Annotated in this window: 21 protein-coding genes; 11 read left to right on the forward strand and 10 right to left on the reverse strand. The window is 70.8% G+C overall.

Annotation, left to right across the window (positions count from 1 at the left end; genetic code table 11):
* Positions 1–14 precede the first annotated feature (14 nt).
* From ACIRFL_RS01785 to ACIRFL_RS01795, 3 genes are all read left to right on the forward strand, one after another.
* Positions 15–1,277: a CaiB/BaiF CoA transferase family protein gene (locus tag ACIRFL_RS01785; protein ID WP_404023054.1), complete on the forward strand. Its 1,263-nt coding sequence runs from the start codon at positions 15–17 to the stop codon at positions 1,275–1,277.
* Between the two features lies 1 nt (position 1,278).
* Positions 1,279–2,076, forward strand: coding sequence for an enoyl-CoA hydratase/isomerase family protein (locus ACIRFL_RS01790; protein ID WP_404023056.1), 798 nt, complete (start codon positions 1,279–1,281; stop codon positions 2,074–2,076).
* Between the two features lie 115 nt (positions 2,077–2,191).
* Complete coding sequence (locus tag ACIRFL_RS01795; RefSeq protein ID WP_404023057.1) at positions 2,192–3,151, forward strand: hydroxymethylglutaryl-CoA lyase; 960 nt, start codon at positions 2,192–2,194, stop codon at positions 3,149–3,151.
* Between the two features lie 101 nt (positions 3,152–3,252).
* On the opposite strand, the gene ACIRFL_RS01800 is transcribed toward ACIRFL_RS01795, so the two are convergent.
* On the reverse strand, positions 3,253–3,885 hold the full coding sequence (locus tag ACIRFL_RS01800; RefSeq protein ID WP_404023058.1) for a TetR/AcrR family transcriptional regulator: 633 nt from the start codon (positions 3,883–3,885) through the stop codon (positions 3,253–3,255).
* Between the two features lie 312 nt (positions 3,886–4,197).
* Between ACIRFL_RS01800 and ACIRFL_RS01805 the strand changes: the two genes are divergently transcribed.
* Genes ACIRFL_RS01805 through ACIRFL_RS01820 form a run of 4 tightly spaced genes read left to right on the forward strand, consistent with a single transcriptional unit; the run spans position 4,198 to position 8,264 of the window.
* The gene (locus tag ACIRFL_RS01805; RefSeq protein ID WP_404023059.1) at positions 4,198–5,112 is read left to right on the forward strand and encodes an ABC transporter ATP-binding protein; all 915 of its coding nucleotides are present in this window, start codon (positions 4,198–4,200) and stop codon (positions 5,110–5,112) included.
* Positions 5,109–6,002: an ABC transporter permease gene (locus ACIRFL_RS01810; protein WP_404023060.1), complete on the forward strand. Its 894-nt coding sequence runs from the start codon at positions 5,109–5,111 to the stop codon at positions 6,000–6,002. Before ACIRFL_RS01805 ends, ACIRFL_RS01810 begins: the two co-directional genes overlap by 4 nt.
* A gap of 49 nt (positions 6,003–6,051) precedes the next feature.
* Positions 6,052–6,756, forward strand: a complete 705-nt coding sequence (locus ACIRFL_RS01815; protein ID WP_404023062.1) for a response regulator transcription factor — start codon at positions 6,052–6,054, stop codon at positions 6,754–6,756.
* Entirely contained in the window at positions 6,753–8,264 is a 1,512-nt protein-coding gene (locus ACIRFL_RS01820) for an ATP-binding protein (protein ID WP_404023063.1), read from the forward strand. The genes ACIRFL_RS01815 and ACIRFL_RS01820 overlap by 4 nt, the downstream gene beginning before the upstream one ends.
* 62 nt (positions 8,265–8,326) lie before the next feature.
* On the opposite strand, the gene ACIRFL_RS01825 is transcribed toward ACIRFL_RS01820, so the two are convergent.
* The 7 genes from ACIRFL_RS01825 to ACIRFL_RS01855 all read right to left on the reverse strand — a co-directional run bounded on the left by ACIRFL_RS01825 (position 8,327) and on the right by ACIRFL_RS01855 (position 15,489).
* Entirely contained in the window at positions 8,327–9,358 is a 1,032-nt protein-coding gene (locus ACIRFL_RS01825; protein ID WP_404023064.1) for a hypothetical protein, read from the reverse strand.
* The gene (locus tag ACIRFL_RS01830) at positions 9,345–9,677 is read right to left on the reverse strand and encodes an MmoB/DmpM family protein (RefSeq protein WP_404023066.1); all 333 of its coding nucleotides are present in this window, start codon (positions 9,675–9,677) and stop codon (positions 9,345–9,347) included. Before ACIRFL_RS01830 ends, ACIRFL_RS01825 begins: the two co-directional genes overlap by 14 nt.
* A gap of 57 nt (positions 9,678–9,734) precedes the next feature.
* On the reverse strand, positions 9,735–10,085 hold the full coding sequence (locus ACIRFL_RS01835; protein ID WP_404023068.1) for a Rieske 2Fe-2S domain-containing protein: 351 nt from the start codon (positions 10,083–10,085) through the stop codon (positions 9,735–9,737).
* A complete protein-coding gene (locus ACIRFL_RS01840) occupies positions 10,082–10,318 on the reverse strand; it encodes a toluene-4-monooxygenase system B family protein (RefSeq protein WP_404023167.1) in 237 nt (78 codons plus the stop codon). The genes ACIRFL_RS01835 and ACIRFL_RS01840 overlap by 4 nt, the downstream gene beginning before the upstream one ends.
* 85 nt (positions 10,319–10,403) lie before the next feature.
* On the reverse strand, positions 10,404–11,930 hold the full coding sequence (locus ACIRFL_RS01845; RefSeq protein ID WP_404023070.1) for a YHS domain-containing protein: 1,527 nt from the start codon (positions 11,928–11,930) through the stop codon (positions 10,404–10,406).
* 215 nt (positions 11,931–12,145) lie between these two features.
* A complete protein-coding gene (locus tag ACIRFL_RS01850; RefSeq protein ID WP_404023071.1) occupies positions 12,146–13,483 on the reverse strand; it encodes a hypothetical protein in 1,338 nt (445 codons plus the stop codon).
* A 200-nt stretch (positions 13,484–13,683) separates the two neighbouring features.
* Entirely contained in the window at positions 13,684–15,489 is a 1,806-nt protein-coding gene (locus ACIRFL_RS01855; RefSeq protein ID WP_404023073.1) for a flavin-containing monooxygenase, read from the reverse strand.
* Between the two features lie 196 nt (positions 15,490–15,685).
* Between ACIRFL_RS01855 and ACIRFL_RS01860 the strand changes: the two genes are divergently transcribed.
* On the forward strand, positions 15,686–16,705 hold the full coding sequence (locus tag ACIRFL_RS01860) for an SMP-30/gluconolactonase/LRE family protein (protein WP_404023074.1): 1,020 nt from the start codon (positions 15,686–15,688) through the stop codon (positions 16,703–16,705).
* A gap of 12 nt (positions 16,706–16,717) precedes the next feature.
* Here ACIRFL_RS01860 and ACIRFL_RS01865 read toward each other — a convergent pair whose 3' ends face one another.
* Together ACIRFL_RS01865 and ACIRFL_RS01870 are read right to left on the reverse strand one after the other, a co-directional pair.
* The gene (locus ACIRFL_RS01865) at positions 16,718–17,308 is read right to left on the reverse strand and encodes a TetR/AcrR family transcriptional regulator (protein WP_404023076.1); all 591 of its coding nucleotides are present in this window, start codon (positions 17,306–17,308) and stop codon (positions 16,718–16,720) included.
* A gap of 142 nt (positions 17,309–17,450) precedes the next feature.
* A complete protein-coding gene (locus ACIRFL_RS01870; protein ID WP_404023168.1) occupies positions 17,451–17,897 on the reverse strand; it encodes a MarR family winged helix-turn-helix transcriptional regulator in 447 nt (148 codons plus the stop codon).
* A 201-nt stretch (positions 17,898–18,098) separates the two neighbouring features.
* Here ACIRFL_RS01870 and ACIRFL_RS01875 point away from each other — a divergent pair, with 201 nt between their 5' ends.
* From ACIRFL_RS01875 to ACIRFL_RS01885, 3 genes are all read left to right on the forward strand, one after another.
* Positions 18,099–19,550 (forward strand): MFS transporter, encoded by a 1,452-nt coding sequence (locus ACIRFL_RS01875; protein WP_404023169.1) that lies wholly within the window; start codon positions 18,099–18,101, stop codon positions 19,548–19,550.
* 257 nt (positions 19,551–19,807) lie between these two features.
* Positions 19,808–20,533: a hypothetical protein gene (locus ACIRFL_RS01880; RefSeq protein WP_404023078.1), complete on the forward strand. Its 726-nt coding sequence runs from the start codon at positions 19,808–19,810 to the stop codon at positions 20,531–20,533.
* The gene (locus ACIRFL_RS01885; RefSeq protein WP_404023079.1) at positions 20,530–21,411 is read left to right on the forward strand and encodes a nickel/cobalt transporter; all 882 of its coding nucleotides are present in this window, start codon (positions 20,530–20,532) and stop codon (positions 21,409–21,411) included. Before ACIRFL_RS01880 ends, ACIRFL_RS01885 begins: the two co-directional genes overlap by 4 nt.
* Positions 21,412–21,498 lie beyond the last annotated feature (87 nt).

Here is a 21,498-nt window from a genome sequence, read left to right on the forward strand (position 1 = left end):
GGAGGTGTTACCGCGTGACGGAGTTCAACGGCGCGTTCGACCTCGGTGCCGTCCTGCCGGGCGGTCCCGCGCACGGGGCGCTGCGCGGCGTCGTGGTCCTCGACATCACACGGGTGGTCGCAGGGCCGTTCTGCTCGATGATGCTCGCGGACCTCGGAGCGACGGTCATCAAGATCGAGAACCCGAAGGACCCGGACTATGCGCGCGCGTTCCCCCCGCTGCTGACGTCGGCCGAGGGCGAGGCGTTCAGCGGGTTCTTCGCCCAGTACAACCGGAACAAGCTCGGCATGACCCTGGACCTGTCCAGGACCGAGGGCAAGGACCTGCTGCGCACGCTCGCCGGGCGCGCGGACGTCCTGGTCGAGAACTTCCGCGGCGGCACCATGGACAGACTGGGCGTCGGCTACCGCGAACTGCGCAAGGTCAATCCGCGGCTGGTCTACACCGCGATCTCCGGTTACGGGCAGACCGGCCCGTACCGGCGCAAGCCCGCCTACGACAACAGCGCGCAGGCCACGGGCGGCCTGTGGTCGATGAACGGCTTCCCCGACCGTCCGCCGGTCCGGGTCGGCACCATCATCGGCGACCTGTCGGCCACGCTCTACGCCGTGATCGGCACGCTGGCCGCGCTGCGGCATGCCGAGCGCACCGGTGAGGGGCAGCTGGTGGACATCTCCCAGCAGGACTCGGTGCTCAGCCTGACCGAGAACGCGGTCGTCTCGCACACCGTCGAGGGCAAGACACCGGCTCCCCTCGGCAACGAGCATCCGTTCGTCAAACCCTATGAGCTCTACCCGTGCAAGGACGGCTTCGTCTTCTTCGGCGGCTACACCGACAAGTTCTGGCGGCTGACCTGCGAGATGTTCGGCGAACCCGGGCTGGCCGCCGACCCGGAGATCGACACGATGGCCAAGCGGTTCACACCGGAGGTCTACGAGCGCCGGGTACGGCCGCTGCTGCACAGGTGGTTCGCCGACCGTACGAAGCTCGAACTGGAAGAGCTCGCCGGCGACCTCGTGCCGCTCAGCGCGATCAAGGACATCGGTGAGGTCATCGCCGATCCTCAGATCCAGGCCCGGGACATGGTCGTCGACGTCGAGTACCCCGGCTTCGGCCCGCTGCGCATGGTCGGCTCGCCGGTCAAACTCGACGTCACCCCGGCCCGGCCGCGGGGACTGGCGCCCCGGGTCGGCGAGCACACCGACCAGCTGCTGCGCGCCTTCGCGGACCTGTCCGAGGCACACATCCGCGCCCTGCACGAGACGGGGGTGGTCTGAGATGAGCGGCATCACCCTCGACCGTGACGGGCCGGTCGCGCTCATCCGGTTCGACCGGCCGGGGAAGCTGAACTCGCTGACCCTGGCGATGTACGAGGAGCTGGGTGCGGCCTTCGACGAGGTCCGCGACGACGAGTCGGTCGGCGTCGCGGTCCTCACGGGCGCGGGTCACCGGGCCTTCTGTGTCGGCGCCGACCTCACCGAATCGATCCCGGCGCTCGCCGAGGGACGGTTCGACATCTCCCGGTGGGACAGGGCTCACCAGAAACACACCACCTTGTTCAAACCGGTCGTCGCGGCGGTCAACGGGCTCTGTCTCGGGGGCGGGTTCGAGATCATGCTCTCCACGGACCTGCGGATCGCCGCCGACACGGCCGAGTTCGGGCTCCCCGAAAGCGGCGTCGGAGTCGTCCCGGCCGGCGGCACCCTGACGCGGCTGACCCGCCAGATCCCCTACGTCTGGGCGATGGAGCTGATGCTGCTCGGCGACAGGATCACCGCCGGCACCGCCCTGCGCTACGGCCTGCTCAACGCCGTGGTGCCCGCCGACCGGCTGCTGGAGACGGCGATGGACCGGGCGCACCGGCTCGCCGCCCGCAGCGGCACCGCCCTGGAGACGATCAAGGAGTCGGTGCTGCGTCTCGGGGACCTCCCGCAGGACCAGGCCTTCCACTCCGAAGCGCTGTACGGGCAGCGGGCGTTCACCGCCGCGGACGCCCATGAAGGGCTGGCCGCGTTCGCCGAGCGCCGCCCGCCCGACTTCCCCTCCCGCCGGAACGTCAAGAAGCCCCCCGCATGACGGAGCCACCCCGGGAACGCCGCCCGCCGGTCCGCCGGCGAGCGGCACCCGTCGCCGCGCGTGGCGTTCCCCGTGGCCGCACCCCTCGCCCTTCCCACCGCCTCACAGGGACGCCATGACATCCAAGGACACCCACACCCCTTCGTCCTCCGGCGCGTTGCCCCGCACATCCCCCCAACAGGGCCTGCCCGAACGGGTCCGCATCTACGAGGTCGGCCCCCGCGACGGCCTGCAGGCCGAAGCCGTCCGCGTCCCCACGGACGTCAAGGCCGAGTTCGTCCGGCGGCTCGCCGACGCGGGTCTGACCACCATCGAGGCCACCAGCTTCGTCTCGCCCCGGTGGATACCCCAACTCGACGACGCGCACGACGTACTCACCGCCCTGGGACCCCGCGAGGACATCCGCCTGCCGGTGCTCGTGCCCAACGACCGGGGCCTGGAGCGGGCGCTGGCCGCCGGCGCCCGGGAGATCGCCGTCTTCGCCAGCGCGACGGAGTCCTTCGCGAGGAACAACCTGGCACGGGACGTGGCGGGGGTGCTGGCGATGTCCGAACCGGTCGTGCGCCGGGCCCGGTCCGCGGGCCTGCCGGTACGCGGCTATGTGTCGATGTGCTTCGGCGACCCCTGGGAAGGCGACGTGGAGCCCCGCGAGGCCGCCGCGGTCGCCCGCAGGCTCCTCGACATGGGCTGCACGTCCCTGTCCCTGGGAGACACCATCGGTACCGCAACGCCAGGACACGTCCTGGAACTCCTCGACACCGTACGGGGCGCGGGTGTCCCGCTGGAGCGGACCGCCCTTCACTTCCACGACACCTACGGCCAGGCCCTCGCCAATGTGCACGCCGCGCTGACGGCGGGCATCACCGAGTTCGACAGCTCCGCCGGCGGCATCGGAGGCTGCCCCTACGCCCGCAGCGCCACCGGCAACCTCGCCACCGAGGACCTGGTGTGGATGCTGCGCGGACTCGGCATCCACACCGGGGTCGACCTGGACGCGCTGGCGGCCACCAGCCGGTGGATGGCCGGACACCTCGGCCGCCCGAGCCCGTCCCGCGTCGTCACCGCCCTCACCTGAGACTCCGTACAGGGCGGGCCCAGGGCGAGCGGGCCAGCCGCGCGACGGTCCGCCAGAGTGCGTTCCAGGACTGAAGGGGGAATCGTGTCGCGCGAGCACCCTCAGCGGTAGGCGCGCAGGAAGGCGTCGACCCCGTCGGTGATGATCGTCAGGGTCTCCGGCTCTTCCTCCTCGGCGTCGTGCCGGTCGTCCAGCGCGTCCAGCGCGAGGCCGATCGTCAACGCGGTGAAGTGCCGCGCCGCGAGGACCGGATCGGGGGCCCGGATCTCGCCGTCCGCGGCCAGCACGGCGAACCGCTCCTCCAGCATCCGCTCGGGCCGGTCGCGCACGGCCTCGGCCAGCCGCGGAGCAGGCCGCTGCGCGGTCAGCCGCCGGAAGGTCGAGTAGTCGGAGGACGGAAAGGTCTGGGTGACCACCCGCCGCCCGAACGCCGTCAAGGCGGCGCGCAGGTCACGGCCCGGTGTCAGCTCCTCGTCGATCGCCGCGCGAACGGAACGCACCAACGCGTCGTTGACGCGCTCGACCACACGCAGGAACACCTCCGCCTTCTCCCCGAAGTGGTCGTAGACGGTCCGCTTCGAGACCTGCGCCCGGGCCGCGATGGCGTCGACGCTCGCCCGCTCGTAGCCCTCGGCGAGAAACAGTGCCTCGGCCGCGTCCAGGATCGCGGCTCTCTTGCCCTCGGACCGCCGCCGGCGCCCGGGGGTCTGAACTGCGGCAACACCCCTTGACATGGGCTCAGCATAACGGCGGAGCCCAAAACCACACCGACTGGTGTAGTTTTTGGCTACGGCGGCCCACGGCAGGGAGGCAGCGACATGGGATTTCCGGGAGCCCGGCGGATCCGCATCGGCGTCGCTTCGTGTGAGTTTCCTGTGAGGTACCGGCCGTACGGGCGGGGCCGGCGCGGTCCTCGCACGTCAGGGCCTTGCCGTTCCCATGAGGCGTTCATGTTCGTCCACATGGGGCCCACGTCCGCGGTCGAAGGTGAAGCGGTGCGCGCGGCAGTCGCGCGCACGGTTTTGCCATCGGTTCTGGAGAGTTCGATGATCGAAGTTCGTGGCCTGACCAAGCGGTACGGTGATGTCCTCGCCGTGGACGATCTGACCTTCGCGGTCCGTCCCGGAGAGGTGACCGGCTTCCTGGGGCCCAACGGCGCCGGCAAGTCGACGACGCTGCGCATGATCCTGGGCCTGGACGCCGCCGACTCGGGCACCGCGACGGTGGGCGGGCGGCCGTATGCCGAGCAGCCCGCACCCTTGCGGGCGGTCGGGGCGCTGCTCGACCCTGGCGCGGTGCTGCCCAGCCGCACCGCCTACCACCATCTGCTGGCGCTCGCGGCCGGCAACGGGATCCCACGCGGCCGGGTCGACGAGGCGCTGGCCGAGGTGGGCCTGGAGAAGGCGGGCCGGCGCAGGGCGGGAACGTTCTCCCTCGGTATGCGCCAGCGGCTCGGCATCGCCGCCGCACTGCTGGGCGATCCACCGGTGCTGGTCTTCGACGAACCCCTCAACGGGCTGGATCCGGAGGGCATCGTATGGATCCGCACGCTCATGCGGAAGGCGGCCGCCGAGGGACGCGCCGTGCTGATGTCCAGCCATCTGATGAGCGAGATGGAGCTGACCGCCGACCACCTCGTCGTCGTCGGCCGCGGCAGGCTGATCGCCGACATGACGATGAAGGATTTCATCGAGGCGCACTCCGAGCGCGAGGTTGTGGTGCGCACCCCGCAGGCCGAGGCGCTGCGCCGGAAGCTGGCCACGGCCGTGGACGTGCGCACGGAGGGCGGCGACACCCTGGTGGTGACCGGTCTGGAAACCGCCGAGATCGGGGCCCTGGCGGCGGCCGGCGGTGTCGAACTGCACGAGCTGTCGCCGCGCCGGGTCTCGCTGGAGCAGGCGTTCATGGAACTCACCCGCGATGCGGTGGAGTACCGGGCCGACAAGGAGACGAGCCGATGAGCCGCATCCTCACGCTGCTTCGACCGAAGCCGGCGAACACGCCGAAGGCGCCGAAGACGAAGCGCCCCGGCCGCCGCCGGCCGGCCTCGTCCAGCGGTGCGCGGGCGGCCAAGGCGACCTTCGTGCACTGCCTGCACGCCGAATGGATCAAGATCCGTACGATGCGGTCGACGCTGTACGTGGTCCTCGGCACCCTGGCGTTCTGCCTGGGTCTCGCCGCGTTGAACGGCTCGTCCGCGGGCAGCGACTACGCGAGCATGACACCTGCCGACCGGGCCGCGTTCGACCCCCTGGCCACCAGCCTGCGCGGCTATCTGCTCGCGCAGATCGCCCTCGGACTGCTGGGCGGCCTGGTCATCTCCTGCGAGTACGGCGCGCGCACGATCGTCAGCACTCTGACGTCCGTCCCGCACCGGATCCGGGTGCTGGCGGCCAAGGCCGTCGTCCTGGTGGCGGTGGTGCTGCCGGTCGGCATCGTGGTGTCGCTGGCCGGGTTTCTGGTCGGGCAGGGCGCGCTGGCCGGGGCGGGCGCTCCGCACCTCTCGCTCGGCGACGGCATGGCGCTGCGCGGCGTGCTCGGCGGTGGCCTGTATCTGGCGCTCGCCGGACTCTTCGGACTGGCTCTGGGCACCATGATCCGCAGTACGACGGCCACGGTGACGACGCTGTTCGGGGTGATGCTGATCGTCCAGGCGTTCGCACCGGCCCTGCCCGGCGCGGTCGGTGACTGGGTGTCGACGTACTGGCCGCCGATCGCCGGCGGACAGATCATCACCGGCTACCGCGATCCCGCGCTGCTGGGTCCCTGGGCAGGTCTGGGCGTGATGGCGGGCTGCGTGGCCGTGCTGATGGCGGCGGCGTTCGTGGTCTTCCGCAGGCGCGACGCGTAGCAGGCACGGACACCGAGACGCGGACGATCGAGGGTCGGGGGCAGAGGACATGACGACGGCACAACGACTGCTGCTGGTGGAGGACGAACCCACCCTGCGCGAGCTGCTGTCGGCGAGTCTGCGGCTGGCAGGATTCGAGGTGGTCCCGGCCGAGACCGGCGCCCAGGCGCTGGACGCGGTCCGGGACCGGCGCCCCGACCTGATCGTCCTGGACGTGATGCTGCCCGACATCGACGGCTTCGAGGTCGCCCGCCGGGTGCGGGAACGGCACTGCGGCCGGGGACCCGGGCACCCGCCGATCCTGTTCCTCACCGCACGCGACGCGACCGAGGACCGCATCAGCGGACTGCGGGCCGGCGGGGACGACTACGTCACCAAGCCGTTCGACCTCGAAGAACTCGTCCTGCGCATCCAGGCGGTGCTGCGCCGCACCAGCGGGCCCCGGCAGGACGGCCGCCTGGTCGTGGGGGAGCTGGAGCTTGACCCCGACAGCCACCAGGTGACCCGGAGCGGACAGCCCGTGCAATTGTCCCCGACCGAATTCAGCCTGCTGCGCGTGCTGATGGAGAACGCCGGCCAGGTCCTGACGAGGGCGCAGCTCCTCGAACGTGTCTGGCACTACGACTTCGGCGGCGACGACTCCATCGTCGCCTCCTACATCAGCTATCTGCGCCGCAAGATCGACACCGGTGAGCCCAAGCTGATCCACACGGTGCGCGGCACCGGGTACGTACTGCGCAGGCCCCGCCCGTGACCGCACCCGCCCGCGGCGCGCTCAGCGGGCTGTCGCTGCGCGGGCGGTTGCTGGCCATCTGCCTTGCGCTGCTCGTCGTCGCGCTGCTCGCGAGCAACGCGCTGCTCGTCACCCTGCTCCAGCGTCAGCTGGTGCACCAGTTGGACAACCGGCTGTACACCGCCGCCACGGTGGCGGCGCGCCTGCCCGACCTGTCGAAGGCGCCCGGCGGCACGGCGCCTTCGCAGGTGCGCGACGCCGTGGAGCAGGAGCTGACCGGCGACGCCTACGTCGCCTACCTCCACGCCGACGGCCGCGTCCGGCAGAACCTGCGCCCGGCCACCGGCAGCGCCCCGCGGCTGCCGGTCCTCACGGCGTCGGCCGTCGCCGCCCGCGGTGGCCGTCCCTTCCTGGCCACGGCCGGGGACGGCAGCGGTGACTGGCGCGCGATCGCCGTACCCCTCGCCGCCGCCCGGCACGCCCCGGGCGGCAGCGTCGTCGTGGCCGGCTCCCTCGACCAGGTCAGCTCGACGATCCGGCACCTGGGCACGGTGATGCTGGTGGTCGACTTCGTGGTGCTCGCCCTGCTCGGGGGCATCGGCTGGTTCGCCGTGCGCGCCGGGCTGCGTCCCCTGCGCCGTATCGAGACGACCGCTGCGGCCATCGCGGGCGGCGACCTGTCCAGCCGTGTCCCGCAACCGGCGTCCACCCGCACCGAACTGGGCCGCCTGTCCACCGCGCTCAACGGCATGCTGGACCGGATCGAAGCAGGCGACGCCGCGCGCGCCGCCACCACCGAGCGCATGCGCACGTTCCTCGCGGACGCCAGTCACGAACTGCGCACCCCGTTGTTCGGCATCAAAGGCTTCACCGAGCTGTACCGCATGGGTGGCATGCCCGAGCGCACCGACGTCGACACCGCGATGCACCGCATCGAGCACGAGGCGGCCCGCCTCGTCCGCCTGGTCGAGGACCTGCTGCTGCTCGCACGCCTCGACGAGGACGCCGTCGACGGCGGTACCCACCTGCCCCTGCGCCTCACCCCCATGGACCTGCGCACCCTGGCCGCCGACGCCCTGCACGACCTGCGCGCCCTCGACCCCCGGCGCCCCGTGACCCTGACCGGCCCCGGCGGCGGCCCGCCCGGCGGCGCCCCCGTCCTCGGGGACGAGGCACGCCTGCGCCAAGTGACCTCCAACCTGGTGGGCAACGCCATCGCTCACACCCCGCCCGGCACACCGGTACGCATCGGTGTCGGCACACGGGACGGGCAGGCGGTCCTGGAACTGAGCGACCGGGGGCCGGGCATGACACCCGATCAGGCAGCCCACGCGTTCGACCGCTTCTACCGGGCGGACAACGCCCGCGGCCGAACGCACGGAGGAGGGGCAGGGCTCGGCCTCGCCATCGTCCATTCCCTGGTGACAGCCCACCACGGTCATGTGGAGGTCCGCACCGCCCCCGGTCAGGGCGCCACTTTCCGCGTCCTGCTCCCTGTGCACCCCGACCGTCCCGGCACCCGTGACTGACCATGTGTTCCGGACCCACTCCCGGGCCGGCCCTCCGGGGCACGCGGTGAGCCGTGTGGGGGTCACGCCGACGAACCGACCTCCGTGTCCAGTCCGCAGTCCTGTGTGACGGCTTCGAGCTGTGCGGACACGTGGCCTGCGACGTCCTCGGCCGACAGGGGAAGCGGTGCCGTGGCGAAGACATCGCCCAGTGCGGTCACCGCATCGGTCGCGGTGCGCTGCCAGACGGACGTCCAGGCGCTCAGGGTCTGCCGCAACTCCGGCCGCCGCTCGATGGCGTACCGGGCCAGGGCCGTGCTCCAGTCCCGGCTGCGGCGGCTGTCCTGCCCGAACTCCTTGAGCAGGGCGGCGAGCAGGTCGTCACCGTTCTGCTTGGCCAGCACGGCCATGCTGCCGTTGAGGATCGTGTCGAGGGCGGGCTTGACGGCGAGGTTCAAAGCGGTGAACGCCTCGCCCCAGTCCCGGACGGTGAGGAGCTGTTCCAGCGCTCGTCGCAGTGGCTGCCAGGCGGGGTCACTCTCCCATGTGTGCCGGGCGGTCGCGGTGGCGGCCAGTTCGTCCCCGTGGGCCAGTGACAGGGACTTCGTCCAGTAGGCGAGCCACTGGACGCGGCGCATCTCGTCGCCTGCCTGGAAGGCGGCGCAGTTGACGAGGAAGGCGGAGGGCGCCATCTGCGACACATACATGCTGGTCATCTGGAGCACATGCAGCGGAAACCGCATGGGCACCGCGAGATGCCGCAGGGTGCGGACCCACTCCGGGTCGAGGTCGTCCACCGAGGCCGCGGTTTCGTGGTCGTCGACGAGCGCGTCGACGTAGGTCTCACGGCCGTGCTGTTGGAGGACGTACTTCCGGTAGGTCAGGCGGTGCGGGTCATGGAAGGATTCCCAGTCCTCGACCTGGAAGGGTGACCCTTCGCGGTACTTCAGGTACCACTGGTTCACCGGTGCCGCGGGCGAGATCTCGAACGGGGCGGGATCGCGCCGGAAGCTGTGCAGGAACCGGGCGGTCACCACCTCGTACTCACTCGGTTTCCTCTTGACGTCGCCGAGCGCGCTCCAGGCCTTCGGCTTCGGGCGTTTACGGATGTGCACTGCCGGCCTCCTGCCTCTCCAGATACCAGGTCAGTTGATCCTCGGTGGTCCTCATCCGGCCGGCGAACGCGGTCAGCACGGATTCGATCTGCGACAGCGGATAGGGAGCGCCCAGTTCCTCTTCGAGGCTGGCCCGGGTGAGCCGGCATTCCCATGCGGCCTGGATCCTTATGTAGCCGCCCCTGTCGATCACTTGGACGTTCTTGTCGTGGTTGTCCGTTTCGATGGCGGCGATGATGGCATCAGTGAGTTCGGAATCCGTACCCCGGATGACCGGCCCGACCATCTTGGCCGCGGGTTGCGGCTCTTCGTCCAGCACTTCGGCCCCTTGGCTCGTCTGCTCGTCTCCACGGTCGCGATGGCCACGGCCGCGGCGTCAGTGACTCGTCGTTCCCGTCCCGGCCGGGACGGCGATGTCCAGCCGGTCCCCGTTCAGACGGACCGGGTATTCACGCAGTCGGCAGTTCTGGGGATTGACCCCCCGGCCGTCTCGCACATCGAATTCCCACAGGTGGCTGGGGCAGGTCAGGACGTTGCTCTCCGTGTCCCAGTCGCCGTCGGCCAGCAGGGACCCCTGATGCGGACACGTGGCCTGGAACGCCTTGACGGTACCGCCGATCAGACGCAGCAGCAGTACTGCCCGGCCGTCGATGTCCACGTCCAGGAAGTCGCCCTCCAGCAACTCCTCGTCGGGCAGCACCGTCACCCAGCGGACGTCCTCGCTCATACGTAGGCCATCCGCAGGATGTCCATCGGGGCTATGCCCGCTGCCCGGACCGTGTTCTGCTGGTCCAGCAGGTTCTCGTTGTGCCACACGCCGATGGGCCGGTCCCGGGGGGCGACCGTGGACCCGACCGCCTGCTGGGCCACGGCCTGGGCCACGGCCGCCAGAGAGTCGGCGTCGTCGACCGGGATCAGCCGGACCATCACGTCACCGTCGAATGCCGCACGGACGAACATCACTGCCACGGTGTCTCCGCTCTGCTCGTGCGTCCAGGGGAACGCAAGGGATGGCAAGGAACTGCAGGGGCTTGCGGCAGAGCGCTCAGGCGCGCGCCGGGAGCGCCGCGGGCGCCGGCGTCCGGTCGGGCTCGGCCCAGGCATAGCCGGTGGCGTCCTTTCCGCTCTCGGCAGGGCTGATGCCCATGTAGGCCAGTACACCCTCCAGGGTCGCGGGCTGGATCTGGCCGGCGGCGAACCGGTCGGAGAGCGAGAGGTGCCCGGCGTAGCGCTCCGGGTCCTGCTCGAAGATCCACTTGCAGGGTGCGGAGCAGAAACTGTAGGTGCGGCCGTTGCGCTCGACCGTCAGCGGAGCCGGCGATTCCAGGTGTCCGGCGAGGTGGCCGAGCGGGGTGAGGACCGCCAGGTCGCAGAGGTTGCACATCACCGGCAGCGTCTGCGACACCGTGCGTTCGAGGGCGCCTTCCCGGACATTCCGCGTGATCATGTCCCACGGCTTGCCGAAGGTCTCGTTCCAGCCGGGGTACTTCTGTTCGAGCCAGTCCCGTTCGGCGGTGGACATTCCCGCGTCCGGGTCCCACCACAGGGTGGGCCGCAGGTACCACAGGCCCAGCTGGTAGGCGTGGTGGATCCAGTCCAGTTCCGGCAGGAAGTGATCGTCCCAGTACCAGGGCTTGTCCAGTCCGGCCTCGCGGATCTGGTCCAGGAACTGCTTGACGATCCATTCGTTCATGAACTCTTTGAACGAGCGCTCACGATGTTCCAGCGGCGAGTAGTAGTCCGTCGAGACGCCGGTGAGCAGCGAGAACAGCCGCCACCCCCGCCAGAACGAGATGTCGACCAGGCGCTGGGCCACGTCCTTGCGGCCGCTGGCCGTCAGCACCGCGATGGTCGCCGCGCCCTGCTGGGCATGGCGCGCCTCGTCGGTCTGGACCGAGGCGACCAGCGACGCGAAGTCGATGTCTCCCACGCTGAGCGCGTCGGCGGCCAGACTCATGAAGTGCAGGTTGGTGAAGCCGGTCTCCAAAGAGAACGGCAGCTGCACCCCGATCGAGACGGCGTCGCCGGCCACGGCCAGGTCCTCGATCTCGGAACGATTCGCGATCGCCCCCCAGTTGTTGGTGTGCTGCTCCCTGTGCGCCCAGTCCATCCGGGGCTCCTTGGCCAGCAGCTGGTACGAGAAGTAGAGGTGGATCTGGGCGTGCCGGATCTCGTCCAGGAAGCCGTACACCGCCTGGTTGCGCCACGCCGCCGCGCGCCCGAACCGGGCCATCCGCAGCTCGCCGAACCCCGCCATGTACTCCGTGAACGGCGCGGCGCTGAAGTGGATCAGCGCGGCCGACTTCCAGCCCGGGTCGAGCTGTTCGTACGTCGTCGTACGGCTGACCACGGAGTTCACCGCGTAGACGGACGCCTCCTTGGCCGTCTGGTTGTGCACGTACTCGCGATAGCTGATCTTGTAGGGCTCGTCCCAGGACCACCAGTTCTCGGCGGGGATGCCGAACTTGGCGCACATCGTGTCGGGGAACGCCTCTGCTTCCTCGACGTACGACAGCGTCCAGTTCATGTCCCGCGTCAGGTCGTACCAGTCCGATCGGGCAAGACGAGGCATGTTCTCTCCTCCCATGGCTCGGTGAGCCCAACACCCGGTGTGGGCGAATCCCGCTGTGACAGCCCAGTAGACCGTCCGGGGCGAACGGTGCACAGCCGCTCAAGAAGAGCGGACGGGGGCGAACTTGGTGACTTAGTGCACTTGTGAAACCGTGGACCGGCCACCGCGGCGCCCCCGTCCGGCCGCCGCGGCCGCACGTGTGGCGCGATACGGCGTCAGGGGGCGAGCGCGGCTGCCTCGGCGAGGAACTGCCGGACGGCGGGATGAGCCCGATGGGGCCGCAACTGTCTGATCATGGTCTGCAGCCGGCGGGTCGCGCGGGCCGAGTGAAGTGCGGGGTAGGCGGCGAGGAAGGTCCGCCACTGGGAAAGCGCCGCGTCCAGGTGGCCGATGCGCAGATGGGTCTCGGCGAGATACGCGCGGGTGAGAGCGGTGGCGCGGGGTTCGGCGGCGGTGCGCAGCCGCAGCGAGAGCGTCAGCGCCGCGCGGGCGCCGGCGAGGTCTCCCAGCGCGGCCAGGGTCTGGGCTCGCTGGTAGTGCAGCGCGCCCGCAGGGTAGCCGGTGAAGGGGCCGGGCGCCGCGTCGGCGCGCGCGTGGCAGTGCTCGGCGCGAGCGAGCGACGCCAGCGCGCCACGGCGGTCGCCGTGCGCCTGCACCACCGCCAGATGGGACAGGGCGTAGGCGAGCACGGCGGGCGGGGCGTGCCTGGCGTGTGCGACGGCCTGTTCCGCGAGATTCAGTACCGCCGGGCTGTGGTGGCCCAGGTCGTGGGCCTGGGTGGCCATGACGCGCAACGCGATGGCGAACGTGACGGCGTCTTGGGCGTCGGTGGCGAGCCGCGCGGCGGATCGGTGGTAGTGCTGGCCGACGCCGTGGTGTCCGCTGTCCGCCGACGCGATGCCCAGCAGCAAGGTCAGCCGGGCGATGGCGGACAGCAGTTGGCGGTGCACGGTGTCATGGGCCGAGATGTGCAGCAGGGGAGCGACGCGGTCGGCGAGGTAGGCGGCCAGCGCGGCCCGTATCGCCTCGCCTCCGTGCCGTTCGGCCGCGCCGTGGAACAGCGCCGCCATGGCGCTGATCTCGTCGATGTGGCCCTGCTCGACGTGCGTCGGGGCGGCTGCGGCGGCCGGCGGCTGTTCCGTCGGTTGATCGAAGATCGCCAGGCCGGTGCGAGAGAGCGCGGCGAGACTGAAGCCGCCCGCACCCAGCACGACCCGCCGCGACGGGTCGAACTCGGCCCGGGTCAGCTGGATGAGCGTCCGTAAAGGGGACTGCTCCGGCGAGTTGACCACGGTCGCCGGAGTGCGTGTGAGCCCGGCGTCCTGGGCGGTGACGGGCTTGTCCAGCTTGCGCGAGAGGCATTCAAGCAACAGTGCGGGAGCGGGCGGCCTGGGGTGTGCGCCGGCCAGCCAGCGCCGCACCGCGGTTTGATCGCAGGCCAGTGGCACACCGCGCTCGGCGGCCACCGAGCGCAGCATGCGGGCGAGTTGGGACGGGCTCAGCCCGGCTTCCGCCATCAGCGCCTTGAGACGCGTATTGGGAGTCCTGGGCATATCCTCACCCCGTCAGGCGACTGGACGTCACGGACCTTTCCGATGGACCGCCCGTAGGGTGCAGACCCCTCAAGTGCATGCCCGGGCGCTTTCACTGCACCATGTGCAGACCACGGGCGACAGGGATCCTGAACTCGGGAACCGCTAGCACCGTGCAAGCTTGCGCGCTTGTGAGCGGCCCGGGTGAGACGCACGGGGAATCAGCGGGCAAGGGCCCTGCCCTGAAGGATCTCGCCCATGGACTCCGTCCGCCACCGGCCCAGGAACTCGTGGAAGGCGACGGCGCCATGGGGATAGGCGGTCGGGCCGTTCGGGCGGCCGCGTCCTTCGCGGTTGTAGTAGCCCGGGGTGCACTCCGCGTGGAACCACTCGTGGTCGGGGGCGCCCTCGGCCAGGAAGGCGATCCAGGCGTCCTCGGCCTCGCGGGACGGTTCGATCAGGGCGCCCTTGGCCTCGGCCGCCGCGACCAGGGCCGCGGCGTGGACGGCCTGTTCGTCCAGGATGTGCGTGAAGTTGACGCTGCTGGCGTTCTGGAGGGAGCCCATCTGGATCAGATTGGGGAAGCCGTTGCTGGTGAAGCCGTGCAGCGTGCGCGGACCGTGCTGCGCCCACGCGTCCAGCAGCCGGGTGCCGCCCCTGCCGTGGACGGGCAGTTTGCCGGAGTGGATGCCCGAGGTTCCCACGGAGAATCCGGTGGCGAAGATCAGGCAGTCCAGTTCGTACGCGGTGTCGCCGACCACGACGCCGTGCTCGGTGACGCGTTCGATGCCGTGGGTGTCCGCGGTGTCGACGAGGGTGACGTTGTCGCGGTTGAACGCCGGGTAGTACAGGTCCGAGAAGGTGGGGCGTTTGCAGGCGTAGCGGTACCACGGCTTGAGCTTCTCGGCCGTGTCCGGGTCGGTGACGATCTGCTCGACTCGGGCGCGGAGCTCGTTCATCTTGGCGGCGTCGGCCAGTTCGTAGGCGGCTTCGAAGGCTTCCCGGTCGCCGTCCCGGCGAAAGCTCGGCAGCAGTTTCTCCAGCAGGCCGGCCGCAGCGGTCCACTGATCGGCCACAAGATCCTCTTCGGCCGTCTCACCGGAGACGATACGGAGGTAGTTGTCGCGGCGTTCACGTGCCCAGCCGTCGTGGTCGGCGCCGACGTCCCGCGCGGTGGTACGGCGGTTGGCGCGCACGTCCACCGTGGAGGGGGTGCGCTGGAAGACGTAGACGTGTCCGGCGTCCTCGGCCAGCATCGGGATGACCTGGACGCCGGTGGCGCCGGTACCGACGACGCCCACCCGTTTGTGCGTGAGGCCGGTCATGCCGCCGTCCGGGGTGCCGCCGGTGTAGGCGTAGTCCCACCGCGAGGTGTGGAACGTGTGACCCTCGAAGGATTCGATTCCGGGGATCCCGGGGAGCTTGGGCTCGGAGAGGGTGCCGGTGGCGGTCACGACGTACGTGGCCCTGAACGCGTCGTCCCGGTCGGTGGCCACGACCCAGCTGCCGAAATCCTCGTCCCAGGTCAGCGAGGTGACCGTCGTGGAGAACAACGCGTCCGCGTAGAGGTCGAACCGACGGGCGATGCGCATCGCGTGGCGGCGGATCTCCTCTCCGGGGGCGTACTTCCACTCGGGCACGTATCCGGTCTCGTCCAGCAGGGGGAGATACACGTGCGACTCGATGTCGCAGTGGATGCCGGGGTACCGGTTCCAGTACCAGGTGCCGCCGAAGTCGGCGCCCGTCTCGATGACGCGGACACGTGGCACGCCTTGCTGCCTCAGCCGCGCCCCGGCGAGGATGCCGCCGAATCCGCCGCCGACGACCGCGACGTCGACCGCGTCTTGCAGCGGTGCGCGCTCGACCGGGTCTCCCGTGTACGGGTCGGCGGCGTAGTAGCCGAACTCGGCGTCGGCGGCGCGGTACTGGCGGCTGCCGTCGGGCCGCAGACGGCGCTCACGTTCGACACGGTAGCGCTCCTTCAGTGCGGCGAGGTCGTCGGGCGTCGGTGCTTGCGGGGGAGTCACGTGGGGGGCCCTCAATCATGTCGGTCTGCTGTTTCACGGTTTGCGTCCGCGATGCGCGGCCGTCCGCTACCGTAGCAACAACCGGACAACACTGTCCGGTTGAGGGGCGGGCGCACCGCGGTATCCGGCCAAGGCGCGTCCACCGGTGCCGGAAGGCACGCACCACCGCATCCGCCGACAGAAAGAGAGACGCCTCATGCCACAACGCCCGGCTCAGGTCCTCGCCGCCCTCGCCGCCGCCGCGACGCTCGCCCTCACCGGATGCGGTACGCAGACGGCCGCCACCGACAGCGGCCCGTCCGCCGCGGGCACGGGCAGGACCATCCGCGCGCACGAGGTCATGCGGCTGACCCAGGTCCACCCCGAGACCGGAATGACCTTGCTGGAAGGCCCGGTCTTCGACAAGGACGGCCGCCTGATCGTCGTCGACGTCACCGCTCCCGCGGGCGAGCCGAAGGTGCTGCGCGTCGATGTCCGGAAGAAGAGGTCCCAGGCGCTGCACACCGACAGCCGGGGCGCCTACACCTCCGCGCAGTTCAGCCCGTACGACGGGCGCCTCTACCTCTCCGACTACGCGCACGGCGAGATCATCAGCCTGGCCCCGGACGGCAGCGACCCCCGGACCTTCTTCTCCGGCCCTGTCGACGGGGCGCAGATGAACCCCGACGACATCACCTTCGACCGGAACGGCAACCTGTACGTCAGCGACTCACGCGGCCTGTCCACCGGCGAGACGCACGGCCGCGTCGTCCGCGTCAGCCGGGACGGCCGGACGGCCACCGTCCTGGCCCGGGACCTGGCGGCCACGAACGGCATCTCCTTCGACGCGGACTACCGCGGGCTGTGGATCAGTGAACTCACCGAGAACCGGATCTCCTACCTCCGCCTCAGCGACGAGGGGCGTGCCGCCGCCCGGCATACGGCCGTCCGCGTCGACGGCGGCCTCGCCCAGACCGACTCCATCGCCGTGGACGCCGACGGCAACCTCTACCAGGCACTGCACGGCCGTCCCGCCATGCTGGTCTACGACCGGTACGGGCGGCGCCTCGCCACGATCGAGATTCCCGCCCGTGCGAAGGGGCTTGAGTCGGCGACGAACATCGCCATCACACCCGGCGGGACCACCGCGTACATGACCGTCAGCGGTCCCGCCGGAGGGTTCCTCTACCGCTTCGACGCGTTGGCGGAAGGCATCCGCCAGTCCAACGGAGGCTGATGCGACCCGCGGTCACCCGTCGAAGGGGCGCAGAGGTCCCACCTCGACGCCGAGCAGCCGCCACGCGGCCAGCACCCGGCGTTCACGCTCCGCCCGCGTGAGTCCGGAGGCCGCGCCCGAGACCATGGAGACGGCGAGCATGAGGTCGTCCGCCGTGGCCAGCCGGTGACCGGCCGGAAGATGTCCGCGCAGGGCGCCCTTGACCCGCTCGGCGAGCGCCAGGCCACGGGCGAGGGCGCCGGAGCGCCGGTACTCGCCGTCGGCGTGCAGGAAGCCGATGAAGGCCGCCGACTCCGTCAGATGCCAGGTCAGCACGCCCAGCACGCTGGCCAGGTCGGCGTCCGGGGCGGCGGCCGCCTGCTCGATCTGCCGCACGTTCTCCTCGAGCACGGCCGTCGCCACGGCGGCGCGGTCCGGGAAATGCCTGTACAGAACGCCCTGTCCGACCCCGGCCCGCCGCGCGATCGCGGACAGCGGGGCATCGAGACCGTGCTCCGCGTAGATCGCACGGGCGGCGGCAACCAGGGCGGCCCGGTTGCGGGCGGCAGCCCTCGGCCCCTGGTTCGCCGGCCGCCGCCCGTCCGGCATGGGGTGCTGCGTCATCCCGGCAGGGTACCGGCCGGCACTTCCCCGCAGGAAAACCCCAGCTTCGCCGGCGGGTAGGCGGGGGTCGCACGGGCGCGCGAGGCCACGCCCGCGCCGGCTTCTCGGCCGGATGACCCGAGTCGGTTGGAGCATGTGCGTGTCAGGTCGGCGGGGTGGGGGTTGCTGCCCGCGGGCGGGGCCAGGGCAGGCCGTGGATGCGTTCGATGCCCGAGTTGAAGCGCCGGAGGAAGCCGGCGAAGGCCGCGATGTCCGCGTCCGGCCAGTCGGCCATGATGCGGTCGAGGCCGGCGATGATGCGCGCGCGTTCCCGTTCGAGCTGCCGCGCGCCCTCCTGGGTGATGCGGAACTTGCGGGCCATCCCCCCTTCGGGATCGGGGATGCGTTCGACGAGACCGGCGCGCATGGCGGCCGCCGTCTGCCGGTTCAGGGTGGACGCGTCAAGACGGAACGCCTCGCCGAGCTGCCCGATCGACATGGGGCCTTCCATGCGGACACGGCTGAGGAGGATGTAGGCACTGCGGTCCAGGACACTGCCGGGGCCTCGTTCCCTGCCCTTGTTCAGATGCAGATAGCGGCTCAGCAGCATCTGTTCGAACTCGACCAGACCCGTGGCCGTGTCCGCCTCGTCCGCCCTGTTCACATGCCCGCTCCCTTGCTCTGGGCCCCTTCAGTTCACCTCGCGGTCCATCATATGCATCATGCATGAGGTATGGTCGGCCCACTCGATGTGCATCATGCACAAAGCGCTTCGCCGCTTCCCGATTGACGTTCACAGAGGAGCCCCATGATGGACGGCCCCCAGCCGACCACCCGTTCAGGCGCCGTCGTCGCCACACTCGCGCTGGCTGGCACCGTCGCCGCGATCATGCAGACGCTGGTGACCCCGCTGATCGCGGAGATGCCGCAGATCCTGCACACCAGCCCCTCCAACGCGGCATGGGTGATCACCGTCACCCTGCTCGTCGCGGGCGTGTGTGTGCCGGTCTCCGGGCGCCTCGGCGACCTGATCGGCAAGCGGCGCATGCTGCTGATCTGTGCCGTGCCGCTGGTCGCCGGCTCGGTGGTGTGCGCGCTCGCCTCGTCCATCGTGCCGATGATCGTCGGACGCGGTCTCCAGGGCATGGGCATGGGCATGGTGCCGCTGGGCATCGCTCTGCTGCGCGATGTCGTACCGACGGAGCGACTGAGCGGGTCCATCGCCCTGGTCAGTGCCTCCATGGGCATCGGCGGCGCCATCGGCCTGCCCCTGGCCGCGGCCGTCGCCCAGTACGCGAACTGGCGGGTGCTGTTCTGGGGCTCGGCCGGTCTCGCCCTGCTGATCGGCGCGCTGATCTTCTTCATCGTGCCGGATGTGCCGGCCGGCGCGAAGGGGCAGCGCTTTGACGTCCCCGGCGCCGTGGGTCTGGCCATCGGCCTGGTGTCGCTGTTGCTGGCGATCTCCAAGGGCGGCGACTGGGGCTGGGGTTCGGGCACCACGCTGGGCCTGTTCGCCCTCGCGGTCGCCGCGCTCGCGGTGTGGGGCTTCTACGAGCTGCGCACCCGCGAGCCCTTGGTCGACCTGCGCACGACGGCCCGCCCGCGGGTGCTGCTGACCAACGTCTCGTCGATCCTCATCGGTGTCGGCATGTACGCCTTCATGCTGATCGCGCCGCAGCTGCTCCAGTTCCCCGAGGCCACCGGCTACGGCCTGGGCCAGTCGATGCTGGCGGCCGGCCTGTGGATGGCGCCCGGCGGCGTGATGATGATGATCGTCTCCCCGCTCGGCGGAAAGCTGATCAACGCACGCGGCCCCAAGTTCGCCCTGGTCTGCGGCGCGGTGGTGATCGCGGCCGGGTACGGGATCGCGCTGCCGCTGATGGGCACCGCCTGGGGCCTGATGGTGGTCGGCATCGTGATCAACAGTGGCGTCGCCCTCGCCTACGGCGCGATGCCCGCCCTGATCATGAGCGCCGTACCGCTGTCCGAGACGGCGGCGGCCAACGGCTTCAACGCCCTGATGCGTTCGCTCGGCACGACCATCGGCTCGGCGGTCATCGGTGTCGTCCTGGCACAGATGACCATCACGATGGGCGGCCACACGCTCGCCTCCGAGGACGGTTTCCGCACGGGCCTGCTGATCGGCTGCGGCGTGGCACTGCTGTCGGCCGCCGTCGCCTGCCTCATCCCCGCCCTGCGCGGGGCCGCCGACGACTCCGCCGACGAGGAGGCGCCGGCCGCTCAGGCGCCGGTCCGCGCCTGAGCGGATGCCCTGTGCCGGGTGCGCACCGCCGACGGGCCCGGTGCGCACCCGGCACGGCCATGCCCGCGCGCCGGTCTCTTCAGACGGTGGACGGCTGCTGACATGCCGTGACCCGGTTCGCAGACTGCGAGTTCATCTGGTCTCCATGTGATCGTCCGGCAAAGGTATGGCAAAGGTCCGGTCAGCCGGACACAGTGCGGTTCCGGCGTCGCGTGATCGAGCGCCGGCATGCACAGACCGCACGAAAGAACCGCACCGTGTCCCTGCAGATCCTCGCCCGTTCGACGGCACTGGCCCGGCTGTCGCCGGGCACCTGGGCGGCAGGGGTCACGCTGGCCGTCCTCGCCGCCTTCGTGGGGCCCGCCCCGTCCGCCGACGCGCACCCGTTCGGACCGCCGTCCACTGCGGAGGTCAGCGTCCGGGGCTCTCGTCTGCTGCTCGCCTGGAACACCGACAAACTGGACTGGGTGACGCTCGGTCAGTCACTCGGTGTCCTCGATGGCAACGGCGGTGGTTCCCCGGGCCTGTCCTTCGAGCAGAGGCTGCGGCGGTCGCCGGCAGTGCGGTCGTATCTGCTGGGGCACATCGCGGTCGGTCAGGCGGGCCGGCCCTGCCGGGGGACCGTGGCAGGGGCGATGGAGGACTTCGTGGCCCAAGGGGCTCAGCTGGTCTTCGCCTGCCCGGCCCCGGTGGTCGAGGTGGACGTCACGATCAGCGCCCTCACGGACCTTCACCCCGCGTATCGGACCATGCTCACCGTGCAGGGCCCGGCCGAGCCGCAGCAGACGCTGTTCACCTCCGCCGAGCCGACCGCACACGTACGGTTCACGGCCTCGGGCGGAAGCGTCCGCAGGACGGTCGCGGTCTTCTCCGTCGGTACCGCTGTCGCCGCCCTGGCGATCGGCGGGTGGGCCTTGCGGCGGTCGCGCCGCAGCGCCGTGACGACCGCCGACACCGGCGCAGGCACCAGGAGTGACATATGACAGGCATCGGACGCGCCGACAACCACCTGATAGCCCTTTTCGACGGGAACGCGCTCTTCTGGGTCGCCTTGGTCGTCGCGCTCGGTGTCGGCGCGGCTCATGCCGTCGCCCCGGGCCATGGCAAGAGCATCACCGCCGCGTTCCTGGTGGGCACGCGGGGACGCTACAAGGACGCGGTACGGCTCGGCGTGATCGTTGCCACCATGCACACCTTCTCGGTGCTGGTGCTCGCGCTGCTGTGGGTCGGGGTGAGCGGCACGGCGGTCAGCACGAAGACCGCCACCGCGTGGATGCAGGCCGCGGCCGGGGCGGTCGTCGCGTTCGTGGGGATGAGCCTGGTCCACCGGCAGCTGCGCCGCCGTGGGCATTCCCACGGGCACAGCCACTCCGCCCAGCTCCACCACGAGCACGGGCACGGGCACGCCCATGGACACCATGGCCATGAGACCGCTGCGCAGGAGGCCACCGCCCACGCCCACCACCACGTGGAGCAACTGGTCAATCCGTGGTCACGCCAGGGCCTTGTGGCGCTGGCACTCTCGGGCGGACTGCTGCCATCGCCGTCGGCGTTCCTCATCTTCGTCAGCGGTCTGCTGACGGGACGTGCGCTCGGCGCCCTGGCCATCGTGCTCACGTTCGGTGTCGGGATGGCGCTGACCCTCACGGGAGTCGGCGTGGCCACCCTCCGCGGCTTCACCGTCCTGGAGAGACAGTTCCGTGGCCGTACGGCCGCCGCCAGGCTCAGGGCCTGGACCCCGCTTCTGGCCGGTCTGGCGGTGGTGACGGCGGGCTGTCTCTACGTCGTCGCCGCGGTTTCCACGCTGACGGACGACGGGGACGACCTGGTGCCGCCCTCCAGCACGGCGACGCTGCCGTAGCACTCGGCGCGTCCGGTCGAAATCGGGCGGGTTCCTCCCTGTGCCGCTTCTCGAAGCCGGCTGGGGCGGGCGGCTCTCGATCCGGCG

Source organism: Streptomyces sp. NPDC102462 (assembly GCF_044765425.1).
Lineage (GTDB): Bacteria > Actinomycetota > Actinomycetes > Streptomycetales > Streptomycetaceae > Streptomyces.